Origin of the sequence: Acetobacter papayae (genome assembly GCF_047721125.1) — a bacterium.
Lineage (GTDB): Bacteria > Pseudomonadota > Alphaproteobacteria > Acetobacterales > Acetobacteraceae > Acetobacter > Acetobacter papayae.
Genome location: NZ_JBDNWF010000053.1, coordinates 1 through 12,589, shown reverse-complemented (window position 1 = coordinate 12,589; position 12,589 = coordinate 1). Strand labels below are relative to the sequence as shown.

13 protein-coding genes, 1 other RNA gene and 1 pseudogene are annotated in these 12,589 nt (G+C 62.5%); 7 read left to right on the top strand and 8 right to left on the bottom strand.

The features are described from left to right. Positions 1 to 157 precede the first annotated feature (157 nt). The 3 genes from ABF757_RS11745 to ABF757_RS11735 form a co-directional block, all read right to left on the bottom strand. On the bottom strand, positions 158 to 784 hold the full coding sequence (locus ABF757_RS11745; protein WP_415482508.1) for a thiamine phosphate synthase: 627 nt from the start codon (positions 782 to 784) through the stop codon (positions 158 to 160). 7 nt (positions 785 to 791) lie between these two features. Next, entirely contained in the window at positions 792 to 1,706 is a 915-nt protein-coding gene (locus ABF757_RS11740; protein ID WP_415482507.1) for a class I fructose-bisphosphate aldolase, read from the bottom strand. A 116-nt stretch (positions 1,707 to 1,822) separates the two neighbouring features. Further along, positions 1,823 to 2,278, bottom strand: a complete 456-nt coding sequence (locus ABF757_RS11735) for a hypothetical protein (protein WP_415482506.1) — start codon at positions 2,276 to 2,278, stop codon at positions 1,823 to 1,825. A gap of 54 nt (positions 2,279 to 2,332) precedes the next feature. Here ABF757_RS11735 and ABF757_RS11730 point away from each other — a divergent pair, with 54 nt between their 5' ends. The 5 genes and pseudogenes from ABF757_RS11730 (at position 2,333) to ABF757_RS11710 (ending at position 4,606) form a co-directional block, all read left to right on the top strand. Beyond that, positions 2,333 to 2,635: a hypothetical protein gene (locus tag ABF757_RS11730; RefSeq protein WP_025861205.1), complete on the top strand. Its 303-nt coding sequence runs from the start codon at positions 2,333 to 2,335 to the stop codon at positions 2,633 to 2,635. Positions 2,636 to 2,639: 4 nt separating this feature from the next. Next, positions 2,640 to 2,999: pseudogene (locus tag ABF757_RS11725) on the top strand (cell division protein ZapA); the annotation flags it as partial. After that, a non-coding RNA gene (gene ssrS, locus ABF757_RS11720) (6S RNA) lies at positions 2,988 to 3,144 on the top strand. The pseudogene ABF757_RS11725 and the gene ssrS, both read left to right, overlap by 12 nt. Continuing rightward, complete coding sequence (locus tag ABF757_RS11715; protein WP_415482505.1) at positions 3,131 to 3,730, top strand: 5-formyltetrahydrofolate cyclo-ligase; 600 nt, start codon at positions 3,131 to 3,133, stop codon at positions 3,728 to 3,730. The genes ssrS and ABF757_RS11715 overlap by 14 nt, the downstream gene beginning before the upstream one ends. Positions 3,731 to 3,790: 60 nt before the next feature. Then, complete coding sequence (locus tag ABF757_RS11710) at positions 3,791 to 4,606, top strand: TIGR00282 family metallophosphoesterase (RefSeq protein WP_025861201.1); 816 nt, start codon at positions 3,791 to 3,793, stop codon at positions 4,604 to 4,606. Positions 4,607 to 4,662: 56 nt separating this feature from the next. Here the strand turns inward: ABF757_RS11710 and ABF757_RS11705 are convergent, their stop codons facing one another. Genes ABF757_RS11705 through ABF757_RS11695 form a run of 3 tightly spaced genes read right to left on the bottom strand, consistent with a single transcriptional unit; the run spans position 4,663 to position 7,048 of the window. Continuing rightward, complete coding sequence (locus ABF757_RS11705; protein ID WP_415482504.1) at positions 4,663 to 5,094, bottom strand: NUDIX hydrolase; 432 nt, start codon at positions 5,092 to 5,094, stop codon at positions 4,663 to 4,665. Beyond that, entirely contained in the window at positions 5,088 to 5,951 is an 864-nt protein-coding gene (locus ABF757_RS11700) for a TIGR01459 family HAD-type hydrolase (protein WP_415482511.1), read from the bottom strand. The genes ABF757_RS11705 and ABF757_RS11700 overlap by 7 nt, the downstream gene beginning before the upstream one ends. Positions 5,952 to 5,959: 8 nt before the next feature. After that, positions 5,960 to 7,048 carry a quinone-dependent dihydroorotate dehydrogenase gene (locus ABF757_RS11695; RefSeq protein WP_415482502.1) on the bottom strand — a complete coding sequence of 363 codons (1,089 nt, stop codon included), beginning with the start codon at positions 7,046 to 7,048 and terminating at the stop codon, positions 5,960 to 5,962. Between the two features lie 167 nt (positions 7,049 to 7,215). On the opposite strand from ABF757_RS11695, the gene ABF757_RS11690 reads away from it, so the two are divergent. After that, positions 7,216 to 7,800, top strand: coding sequence for a hypothetical protein (locus ABF757_RS11690; RefSeq protein WP_415482501.1), 585 nt, complete (start codon positions 7,216 to 7,218; stop codon positions 7,798 to 7,800). A 69-nt stretch (positions 7,801 to 7,869) separates the two neighbouring features. Then, the gene (gene dinB / locus ABF757_RS11685) at positions 7,870 to 8,955 is read left to right on the top strand and encodes a DNA polymerase IV (RefSeq protein ID WP_415482499.1); all 1,086 of its coding nucleotides are present in this window, start codon (positions 7,870 to 7,872) and stop codon (positions 8,953 to 8,955) included. A gap of 35 nt (positions 8,956 to 8,990) precedes the next feature. On the opposite strand, the gene ABF757_RS11680 is transcribed toward dinB, so the two are convergent. Together ABF757_RS11680 and ABF757_RS11675 are read right to left on the bottom strand one after the other, a co-directional pair. Continuing rightward, complete coding sequence (locus ABF757_RS11680; RefSeq protein ID WP_415482510.1) at positions 8,991 to 11,648, bottom strand: M16 family metallopeptidase; 2,658 nt, start codon at positions 11,646 to 11,648, stop codon at positions 8,991 to 8,993. A gap of 186 nt (positions 11,649 to 11,834) precedes the next feature. Further along, positions 11,835 to 12,497, bottom strand: coding sequence for a 2OG-Fe(II) oxygenase (locus ABF757_RS11675; RefSeq protein WP_415482498.1), 663 nt, complete (start codon positions 12,495 to 12,497; stop codon positions 11,835 to 11,837). Positions 12,498 to 12,589 lie beyond the last annotated feature (92 nt).

Below are 12,589 nucleotides of genomic sequence, written 5' to 3'. Positions count from 1 at the left end.
GGGTTGGGGTGGGGGTATCAGCACCGCCTACACCTATACCTGCCAGACCACGTTTGAGCTTGTGAATGGCGTTGTTACCGCATGGACCATGCGGGGCGACGGCTGCTGATAGCCACCGCCATTTTGCCCGCAGGCTGATCTCCTACGGGGCTGGAGCTTACAGGCTCCAGTCCTGCGGGCTATCCCACCAGCCCTGCGCGGGCATGATGAAATCCGCCCCCGCCGCTGTCAGTGGCGCAACCTCGGCCGCAGCCGAGGCCTGAGCGACAACGGGCAGTTCCATCATCACCGCCCACCAGCGAGTGAGTTCCAGCACGGCGGCGACCGATTCGGGCGTTGCTGCCACATCCTCACCGGGTGTGAAGCAGATATAATCCGCCCCTTCCTCACCTGCGCGCATGGCGTGATCGCGGCTGAGGCCGACATCGACCCCAAGCTGCATTGCTTCCCCCACCACACGGCGGGCCGTAGCGGTGTCGGGGGCCTCATCACCACACAGATGCACCCCGTCACAGGCCTGCGCCACGGCAAGGGCCGCCCTGTTTTGCAGCATCAGGGCAATGCCCATCGGCTGCACGCAAGAAGCAACAGCCGCTACAAGCGGGGCCGCAGCGCTGTCAGGCATTTGCGCAACAGGCGGCAGACGCAGCAGCAGGGCCGCAGGCTGACACGTAGCCAGCTGCTTGTGCAGGGCGGACAAAAAAGGCTCCGCCTGCGCGAGAACCGGCGTGGCCAGATAGAGTTCGGACACGCGCTGGCTCTCCCCTGTGGTTTTTGCCGTCAAGACAGGATCAGTTCTTCAGAATGCCGATGATCTGATCCAGCAGGCCGAGGGCTTCCGCCTTGGGGCGCTGGAACACGTTACGGCCGATGATGGAGCCAAAGCCGCCACCTTCGTTGATGCCACGGATCGTGTTCAGCAGGTTTTCGGTGCCGGTGTGCTCACCACCCGAGAAAATCACGATACGACGGCCGCCAAAGCTGGACTGCACGACATGACGCACGCGCGAGGCCAGAGTGGACACGTCAACCGGGTGCTTTTCGTAGGTGGACTTGGCGGCATCCAGAGACACCACATCGGTCGGCGGCTTGACCTTGATGATATGAGCACCACACAGGGCCGCCATATGAGCTGCATAGGCGCAGATATCGAGCGCCGTCTCAGCCTTCTTGTCCAGCATCGGGCCACGCGGATAGCTCCACACGATCACGGCCAGACCAACGGACTTGGCTTCAGCCGCGAGTTCGCGCAGTTCTTCCATCTGCTCGAAGCAGTATTCGGAACCGGGGTAAATGGTAAAGCCAATGCCCGAGCAGCCCAGACGCAGCGCGTCAGCCACGGTGCCGGTCACGGCCTGATCTTTTTCGGTGGCGAGGCTGTTGGAGCTGTTGCATTTCAGGATCAGCGGAATTTCGCCCGCATAGGTGGCCGCACCGCATTCCAGCATACCTAGGGGAGCTGCATAGCCATTCAGCCCGGCTTCGATCGCCAGTTCGAAATGGTAGTGCGGGTCATACGCTGCCGGATTGGCCGCGAAAGAACGGGCCGGGCCATGTTCGAACCCCTGATCAACCGGCAGGATCACCATTTTGCCGGTGCCACCCAGACGGCCCGCATTGAGCAGGCGGGCAAGGTTCATCTTGGTACCGGGATTATCGCTCTCGTACTGGTTGAGAATGGCCTTGACCTGGGGAGTAAGCGTCATGACTGAACGGTCCTTCTTTCATACCTTGGCGTCCGGCACTTTATCCTGCCGACATTGTTCTTGGGAATAACCGTGGGGGAAATGCCCGACAAGAGACGATATTGCTGCGTGCAGGATCAGTTGGGTGAAATAATGGCGGGACGACACGCCAACACCACGCCTCCGGCCTGCTGATAGAGCCTGCGCGCCGCCATAGCCTGCCCGTCCTGCGCGTTCAGCACCACGGCCCGCTGCCCGGAACGCAGCGCCATAACGGCATGAACGGCACTGCCCCCGCAATCGAGCACATGCGCGAAAGGCAACCCGCCCGCCCCACTGGCATCGGCCGAAAAAAGCGACTTTTCGGCCCCTGTCAAAGCAGCGGCCAGCCCCGCCATAAGGGCAGGCCACCAGACTACCCCCATATAAACCCCTGCCCCCTCGGGTGAGAGTAGAACCGGCGCGGGCCTGTCCGTATCGGGCACCGTGCCCGCCAGAACCCTGTCCCGTAACGCACGCAGGCCGCTTTCATGATCACAAACACAGAGAAAATGGCACGAACGGCCCAAAAGTAGCCTGTTTTCCATGCTCATGCTTGACGCCATCGCATTTGCGGGTGATTCCTCAACAATAGAAAGGGATAAAGCATGCAGGATCAAGCGGCGGAGCCATACCCGTTCTCCATAAACAGTGGCACGGCCAGCACTGAAACCGGAACAGAACCCACCGCACGGATATTCCCCCCGCAGGAAGATCCGATTTCGCGGCTGGACCGCGCCCTGCAACGCATTTCCTTCGCGCTGGAAAAAAGACCGCCCCAGCAGGATACCGGCCTGATGGAACGCCAGGAAACAGAGCGGCAGGAACTGCTGGCCAATGTTGATGCCCTTATCCTGCGCGTGCGCGATGCGCTAGAACAATCCGCCCCCCTGCCGGAACGGAAAGACTGATCCCATGGCCCTTGTTTCGGTTCTTATCAACGGCCACAGCTATACCGTTGGCTGTGAAAACGGTCAGGAACGGCATGTACAGGCCATGGCCCATCAGGTAGAGCACCGCGTGCAGCGCGTGCGCTCGCTCGGCTTTTCGGGCGATGCCCGCGTGCTGGTGCTGGCCGCCCTGCTGATGGCTGATGAAATTCAGGACCTTTCCAACAGCCGCATTCCCGAAACCACGGCACAGGCCGTACAGGATGTCGAACGCCTGCGGGCCGAGCGCGCCATGCAGGACAGCCGCCTGCTTGATCTGGCCGAACGTGCGGAAGCTCTTGCAGCCGAGCTTGAGCAGGCCTACATAGACAAGGCGGGGCTGCCCGGCACGTGAGGCATGTCATACCCCTGGGCCGATAAGCACTTCCTTGGGAGCTGGCTCTGTTGTGGCCCTGGTCACATTATCTGGTGCCCACCTGCACTCGCAGGTCCTGGAGGTTGAAAAGACCCACGGCCATGGCGGCTCCGCACTCCACACCCCCTATGGGTGACCCCCCTGAAATCGCGCAGCAGAAAGCTCAGGCACGTAAGCTGTGTGTGCAAGCCCTGCGTACCCGCACCCCCGATACGGATGCAGGTATTCTTGCGCAGCTCCAAACGCTGCTGGCCCCGTCCACGCACCGCGCCATTGCCTGCGTGTGGCCTCTGCCGCATGAAGTAGACCTACGCCCACTCTGCCACTGGCTGCATGAAAACGGCGCGCAGGTGCTCCTGCCCGAAACCACACCACGTGGCACGCCACTGGTTTTCCGCCACTGGCACCCGGCCTGCACCATGCAGGAAGGCCGTTTTGGCACCCATGCGCCAGATGGCCCGGCCATTGCGCCGGATATTATTCTTGTACCGCTTCTGGGTTTTGACCGCGCGGGCAACCGCCTTGGCTATGGCGGAGGCTATTACGACCGCACGCTGGCCAGCCTGCCTGCGGCACAGGCCATAGGCTATGCCCCCTCCACGCAGGAGGTAGCGGCCCTGCCCTCCGGCCCGCATGACCAGAAACTCCCCTGTATCGTGACTGAAAGAGAGATCCTGCATTTTGACCCGCCTTCTTCCTGATACCAGCCTGCACCCCACCGCCAGCCCTGCGACACCCCACCTCGTTGGGAAAGCCCGTTCATGAGGCTGCTTTTTCTGGGAGATATCGTTGGCCGGAGCGGGCGTGATGCCGTTCTGTCCCGTCTGGCCGACCTGCGCACCCGGCTCGGGCTCGATCTTGTGGTGGTCAACGCGGAAAACGCCAGCCATGGCTTTGGCCTTTCACCCGCCATTGCCACATCCCTGCTGCAAAACGGGGTGGATGTGCTTACCCTTGGCAACCACGCATGGGACCGGCGTGACCTGATCGGCCATATTGATAGCGAACCGCGTATCATCCGCCCGCTCAACTACCCACCCGGCACACCGGGACAGGGCAGCGTGGTGGCCGAGCTGGCGGATGGGCGCAAGGCGCTGGTGGTCAATGTCATGGGCCGTCTGTTCATGGACCCGCTGGACGATCCTTTCCGCTGCATGAACGAATTGCTGACCCGCCACCGGCTAGGGGCAACCGTACAGGCCGTGGTGGTAGATGTGCATGCCGAGGCCACCAGCGAAAAATGGGCTCTTGCCCATATGCTGGATGGCCGAGCCTCACTGGTGGTGGGCACGCATACCCACACCCCCACGGCGGATCATCGTATTCTGGCCGCAGGCACGGCATTTCAGACCGATGCGGGCATGTGCGGCGACTATGACAGCGTGATCGGCATGGGCAAGGAAGCTGCCATTACCCGCTTTGTGCGCAAGCTGCCCGGCGAACGACTCCAACCCGCCGAAGGGGAAGCCACAGTCTGCGGAATTATGGTGGAAACCGATGACCGCACGGGCCTTGCCCGGCGCATCGCCCCCCTGCGACAGGGTGGCCTGCTGGCCCAGACCCTGCCGGATTTCTGAACCGGCACCCGCAGCACAACAGCACCGGGCCTCTAGCCCGGCCCAGTGTCTGGTGTTCAGTTGTTCTCCTGCGCCCTGAAAACAGCCACGGCCTGTTCCGTGGCGCGTGTCAGGGGGGATGGCAGGGCATCAAGGGCATACCAGCCAAGGGCCGCATGTTTGTGCGGCTCCATCAGCCGGGCCTCAGCCCCTTCAGGCGCATAGGCCTGATACACGGGAGAAACCCAGTGCTGGCCTGCCACAGGCTCGCTCTGCTCCACAATGCACAGCAGCCGCCCCAGTGTAATCTCCAGCCCGGTTTCTTCGCTGATTTCACGCCTTACCGCCTCGGCCAGCCCTTCAAAAGGCTCAACCCGGCCACCGGGCAGGCCCCAGCAGCCAGCCTCGGGCGCACGCAGACGCTGGATCAGCAGCAAGTGTCCATTACGCAGAATGAACGCCCCGCACCCCACGGCAGGCAGAGTGGAATCCACCACGGCTGCTACCATACAAAGCGGGGGAGTGCGGCAACCGGCCACAGCCCGGCCCCTTTGGCTTCTTCCGTCGCCAAGGTGGCATCATTGCCGATCATTTCCTGATGGATTCCACCCAGAATCCATGCGCTGTCCACGCCCACACCCGCAGCACCGCGGATATCGGTTTCCAGCGCATCACCAATCGCCAGCACCCGCTCACGCGGCACATCCAGCATCTTGAAAACCGGCTCGTATACGGAGGCATAGGGCTTGCCGATCCAGCAGACATCGCCCCCCTGCTCCTCGTAAAACGCCGCCAGCGCCCCTGCACAGATCTGCCGCCGCCCGCCCTTGATCACCACCCGGTCCGGGTTGGCGCAGATCATCGGCAGGCCGTGTTTCAGGCTGGCTTCCAGTTCGGGCAGATAAGGGTCGAGCGACTCCACACCGCGTTCGATATCCGGACCGGCATTCATGATGAAACTGGCCTGCGCGGGGCTGCTCACCTGCTCGATATCCAGCGAATCATACAGGCCCAGATCGTTCGTCCCGCCCATATGCAGCACCGTGCGGCCCAACCGGGCAAACCACGGGTCTGTCCTGTCACGCAGACGGGTATAGGTTTCCTGTCCGCTGGTCATGACACCGTCATGCAGGTCCGGGGTAACGCCAAAGCTTTCAAGCTGCTCTGTCACCACATAAGCCGGGCGCGGAGCATTGGACAGCATGACCACACGCTTGCCCGCACGGCGCAGCGCCTGAAGGCACTCCACGGCCCCTTCATACGGGTTAATGCCGTCATGCACCGTGCCCCACAGGTCGATGATGTATCCGTCGTACTGGTCAGCAATGGCTGCAAGCCCACCGGGCATGGCCAGAGTGGTGGTCATCGTCGTGCTCACCGGCGTATCCCCCTGATCCCTGTTCCACGGATATCATCGAGGTTTTCCACCCCTTCGCGCCGCATGATGTCGAGCATCTCGCGCTTAAGGCGGCTCACCAGAGCCGGGCCTTCATAGGCGAAGGCCGTATAGACCTGCACCAGATCAGCCCCCATGCGAATCCGCTCGAGAATGTCCATGCCGGTTTCGATACCACCACAGGCCACGAGTGCGAGCCGCCCTGCGGCGGCCTCCGCCACAATGCCGAGCATGGCCCGCGCCCGCGGGGCCAGCGGCCTGCCGGAAAGCCCGCCCGCCTCATCACGGTACGGGCTGCGCAGGCTGGGGAAACGCTCAAGCGTGGTGTTGCTGATAATCAGCCCCTGCGCGCCGCCTTCCACCACAGCCTCGACGATCGGGGCGATGGCATCGTTTTCCAGATCGGGGGCCAGCTTGACCAGAATCGGGGGGCGATCGGGGTGCCTGTCCGCAATGGCGTCCAGAATGCCGCGCAGCCGGGCCGCATCCTGCAGGCCGCGCAGGCCGGGCGTGTTGGGCGAGGACACATTGAGCACGATATACTGCACATAGGGCTTAACCCGCGCCACAAGTGCCGGATAATCGCGCTCGGGGTCGGCCCCCGTCTTGTTAATGCCTATATTGGCCCCTACCGGCACGCCAGCCCCGCCCCCCCGGCCCGAAGGCAGCGGGCGGGCAAGCCGGGCAAGCCGCACGGCAAAACGGTCTATCCCCTGATTGTTGAACCCCATGCGGTTAATCACCGCCCTGTCTTCCTCCAGCCGGAACAGGCGGGGCTGCGGGTTACCGGGCTGCGGGCGCGGTGTCACGGTTCCGGCCTCCACAAACCCGAAACCAATGCGGGCCAGCGGGCGCAGGGCGCGGGCGTTTTTATCAAAACCCGCGGCAATGCCAATCGGGTTGGAAAAACGCATACCCAGAACGCGCGTTGCCAGCGCCGGGTCATCCTCCGGGCGGCGGAGCGGCACGGACAGGCCCAGTGTCAGGGCATCCAGAGCGAGGTCATGCGCCTTCTCGGGATCGAGGGAACGTAGAAGCGGCAGGGTGAGGGATGTAAGCACGGACATGCTTCGAGTACTGCCCCAACTGTCGCGGCAAGGAAAGAGGAAAAGCCACCGGGCAGATGGGCGTGCCTCCCATGCGATTTTTTATTGATAATGAGAATTATTATCATCTATAAGGGGACATCATCTTCACTTCAGAGGCCGCGGGCCAGCTACCCACGGAACGCACAATGTCAACAATGCCTGTTTATCTGACGGATCTCCCCTCCAGCGAACGGCTGACCCTGTGGACTATCCGCCGCCTTGCCGCGCCGCAAACCACCCGACCCGACCGTGCCCAGACCGGCGGTGTGGCGTTGCCGTGCTTTCTGCCCTGTTTCCGCCGCGAATTTCTGGCCGTGACCAAGGCTTTCCACGAAGCCCTGTCCGACCTTTCCTTCCGGAGCGATGGCCGCCCGGCCAGTGCCCCCACCTCCACCGCGCTCGACATTCGCTCAGGCGGGACACTGGCCGTGACCGACACAGAATATACCCTGCTGCTGGCCACGGAGGCCGCACAGAACGAGCGCGAGGCCGACATGCACGCCCTGCTGCGCCCGCTGCTGCCTCTGGCCCGCCTACGCCTGCGCATGATGACAGCCCTGACAACACTGGGGGCCTGTCTGGCTGGTGCGGGCTACTGGCTCTCACCCCATGCGGCGCGCAACACTCTCTCGCCCTGCCTGTTTTCCACCACCATGCCTGTCCCGGTGGAACACACCATGCGCCCGCACCGCATGGCGCTGGCCAGAAGCCTGTCTTACCAGCACCACTAAGGGGTCTGACACCCGCATAGGTTCTGTTTTTGTTCCATTCATCCCGGCGCTGTGCTATGCCACGGTTCCATGACACAGCCCGTGCGCCGGATCATCCATATCGACATGGACGCGTTCTATGCTTCGGTCGAACAGCGCGACAACCCGGCCCTACGGGGGCGGCCTGTCGCGGTGGGCCGCAGTCAGGAACGCGGTGTGGTTGCCGCAGCCAGCTACGAGGCCCGGCCCTTTGGCGTGCGCTCGGCCATGCCCTCGCTCCTAGCGCAAAGGCGCTGCCCACAGCTTGTATTTGTCCCGCCCCGCTTTGAAGTCTATCGGGCGGTATCAGCACAGATTCACGCGATTTTCGCGCGCTATACTCCCCTTATCCAGCCCTTGTCGCTCGATGAAGCCTATCTGGACATTACGCAGCCGCTCATCCGCCGGGCCTCGGCCACCGCCATTGCGCAAGAAATCCGCGCCGCCATTCTGGCCGAAACCGGGCTGACAGCCTCGGCCGGTATTTCTTACAACAAGTTTCTGGCCAAGCTGGCCTCGGACCATAACAAGCCCAACGGGCAGTTTGTCATTCCCCCCGGTGCGGGGCAGGACTTTGTAGCCCCCCTGCCCGTCAGCGCCTTTCATGGTATTGGCCCGGCCACGGCCCGGCGCATGAATGCACTGGGTATCCAGACCGGTGCCGACCTGCGCGCTTTCCCGCCGGAAACCCTGCGCCAGCATTTTGGCAAGGCGGCGGCCTTTTATCACGGTATCGCCCATGGGGAAGACACGCGCCCGGTAGAGCCTGACCGCCCGCGCAAGTCTCTGGGCAAAGAAACCACCTTCGATCAGGATCTGATCCATGATCACGATCTAAACGAAGCGCTGCAAATACTGGCTGAAAAAGTCTGGGCTGGTTGTGAAAAACGCGGGCTTTCAGGGCGCACTATTACCCTGAAACTGCGTCATGCGGATTTCAGCCAGCTTACCCGCTCGCTCTCACGCCAGACCCCCGTGCGGGATCAGTCAGAGCTTTTACAGGCCGGGCTGCATCTACTTCGCCCGCTCCTGCCTTTGCAAAAATCCGTGCGGCTGCTGGGCATTACCGTATCCAGCCTGTGCGACCCGCAGGCCGCAAGTGGGGCGGAGCAGCTCTCGCTCCTCCCCTCCGCCTGAACAGGCAGGGCGTTACCCCCCCTGCCTGCCAGCTTTTACCAGTTGGGAACAGGGCCTTTGACAATGGTGGCCAGATCATCGGGGCGAATCCACTGCTTGAAAGCCGCCTGAATGTCGGCCCCTGTCGCACCGTAATAAGCCTGAGCCGCCCGGTCCGAATTATCGAGCGGCAGGTCGAGGCTGGCCAGATGCAGATACTGCGCAGCAATATGGTCAAGGCTTGCACGCTGGAGCGGTATGGCCCGCAGCAGCGACGCCTTGGCCAGTGACAGTTCCGCATCCGTGGGCGGTGCCGTTACCATGGCTCCCACATCATGCAGCACGGCCGCACGCGCCTTGCCCACCTTGTCCGGGTCCGCACCGTAATTCACGGTATAGGTACCGCGCGTGCGGCCCCACTCGAAATCGCTGCCAACACTATAGACATAGCCGGTCTTTACCCGCAGGTCGCGGTACAGGCGGGACGAGAACAGCCCACCGCCCAGAACCTCATTACCAAGCTGTAGCATGAAGTGATCCGGGTTGGCCGCAGTCAGGCCCAACGTTTCGGCCAGCACCACCTCGTCCTGCACGCTGCTTTTATCGGGCACATGCGCGCGTGACGCCTTGCTAAGCGGCACGGCGGGCAGATTAAGCTCAGGCTTCGGGCCTTCCGCCTTCCAGCCGCCAAATGCCTGCTCCACCACCGCACGCGCCTTTTCGGGGGTAATATCGCCTGTGACAACAATGGTCGTCAGGTCTGGCCGCCAGGCATGTGCGTAGTAATGCAGGACGTCATCATGCGTGACATGCATGATGCTCTGCGGCGTTGCCTCACGCAGGGCCGGGTCTTTGGGCGGCAAAATGGCAACCTTGATCGCCTGCGTGAACAGATGCCCCGGAGAGGCCAGTTCCCCGGCCTGTGCCTGTGCGGTCTGCGCTCTGACAATTTCAAAATCACTCACCGGGAAAGCCGGATGCAGTTCGTTTTCCGCCAGAAGGGCAATACCCTTTTCAAAATCAGGCTTCAGCACGCGCAGGCTGAAGCCGCTCCCGGCACTTTCCCATGCGGGAATATCATCCAGCGCTTTCTGGAAAGCCAGACGGTCGTGCTGCGTAGTACCATAGGCAAAGAGCGCCTCGGTTACATCGCTCACACCTTCCTGCCCCTGCGGCTCTTCCAGCGCGGGCGTCTGGCGCACCTGCCCCGTAAGCTGGATGGTGTGGCTAACATGCGAAGGCCAGACAATCAGCCGCAGCCCATTAGGCAGGGTGCTGACGGTGGGCTGGGCTGTCGGCTCGGGTTTGTCCAGCCGGGTCAGGTCTTTTTCCGCCCATTCGGGCAGGGGCACGGGCTTGTCGGGGGTAGCGCCGAAGGATTCGGCCCCACCAAAGCCCTTGCCCGCCACTGGCTGGCCCGAGCTTTCGGGGGTCAGTACCGCCGAGACAGCATGGGCCGGGTCAAGCAGCTTGGTCGCCAGCGCATTAACGGCCTCGGGGGTTACAGCCTGATAGGCGGCCACCATATCTCCGGGCGAATCCAGCTTCTGGAACGCCAGCGCATTGGACCACAATTCAGCCAGACCGCTGACGGAGTTAGCCGCAAACTGCAACTGCGCGATCTCACGCCGTTTGGCCGCCTCGACCAGATCGGCCGGAACGCCTTCATGGCGGATTTTTTCCAGCACGGCGCGCATGTCATCCATGGTCCGCTTGGCATCTCCCCCCTTGGGGAAAGCCGCCAGCGCCAGACCGAAGCCCGCAAGCTGCTTGGGCGCATATTCAAACCCGGCAAACAGCGCACGCCCCTGCGGCACAAGCTGATACAGCGCGCCACGCTGACTGGACAGCACATCGGACAGAATATCCGCCACAGCAAAATCATGCTCGGAAGAACCCGGCATGGGGAAAGCCAGCGTGGCAAAACCGACAGGATAATCCGTGGCGAAAGACAAGGTTTTAGCCGGTGGCGGCACGGGCGTAACCGGCGTGCGCGCAGGCAGCGGACGGCGCGCGATACCACCGAATGTCTCTTCGACCAGTTGCAGCGTGCTCACCGGATTAACATCGCCCGCGATGACCAGCACCGCGTTGTTGGGAGCATACCATTTGCGATAGAAGGCGCGCAGGTCAGCCGCTTTTGTACGCTCAAAGGAAGGCCGCGTGCCCAGCGCATCGTGCTCGTATGGCGTGCCCGCGAACAGGATGGCCTGCAACTGCTCCAGATACAGATAAGCCGGGCTGGACAGATCGCGCGAGACTTCCTGCTCGATCGCGCCGCGCTCCTTCTGCCAGTCCGCCTCGGACAGGGTCAGCCCCGTCATGCGCAGCGCCTCGATCTTGAGCAGCACCGGCAGGTCGCGCGACTGCGCGGTATAGAAATACTGGGTCACGTCCTCGGTGGTATCGGCATTGTAGCTGCCACCCAGCCGCGCCCCGACAGAAGCAAGCTGGTCCTTGTCCAGCCCCTTGCTGCCACGGAACATCATATGTTCCAGCGCATGGGCCGTACCCGGAAAGCCCTTGGGGGCTTCGGCCGAGCCAACAAGGTAGTTGATTTCAGTCGTGACAACTGGGGCCAGACGGTCCGGCACAATCACCACCCGCAACCCGTTGGGCAGGGTAGCCCGCACAACCTGCGCGCTGCTGAGTGCCGCAGGCACCAGAGCCGAGGGCATACTGCCGGAAGACATCTGGCCGGAAGGCATGTCCATGGTCTGCTGCGCCAGAGCGGGCGCACCCAACGCGGCCACGCCCGCAAGGCATGTGGCCGCGCACAGGGCAATGCTCAGGGCGCCGGTAAAACCGGACAGCCGCTTACAGGTCTTGCTGGCGGTACGCTGTGTCATGAGTTCTTCCTGTTTCCTGCTTCAACGGCATAAAAAGCCAAACGTCCGCCCTCAGGCATCCAGACCGGGCAAGGCGAGTTTTTTGGCCATGGCCGACAGCCTGTGGCGCCGCAGTTCGGAGCGGGCCTTGGCGTCACGTGTCATGTAATTAAGCTGAATGGTGTAGCGTGGCCCCACATACTGGCGGTGGCCATGCCATGTATCCGGCCCGTTGGGGAAAATGAGCAGCGTGCCATCCACCGGCTGCACCTCATGCACATAGTCTTCTATGTCATGCGGGCCACGCAGCAGCCTCAGGCAGCCTTCCTGTTTTTCCCATGCCCCGCCCGAGGGATTGAGATAGAGTAGGATCGTCACACGCTTGGCGAGGGAATCCGTATGAATGCGCCCGTCCTTCTCACGGGTGCGGCCCCTTATTGTCAGCATGGACGGGGCATCGGACAGGTCCAGATCAAACTTTTCAGCAATCAGGCGGCGCAGCTCCGGGCCTTCCATCTGCGCCACAAGGTCTTGCATGAGCGGTGACAGGCGCAGCGATTGCGGTGGAAACGACCCGCCAGAGGGAATATGCGGCAGGCTTGCGAACACACGAGTCAGATCCTGTTCGCGAATGAAGTGCGGCACCATAACGTGCCTGAAAGGCTCAGTGCGCACAGGGGCCCGCACTAGGGCTTCGTAATCCGGTTCAAGGTCTGTCTGAGGCACGTTGTTCATATCCTGGCCAGTAGCAATTCGGATCATCCCGCCCAGACGGTAGAAGCCTTACCCCCCATAAACAAGGCCCCCCTATTTGCGCGACCGACCAC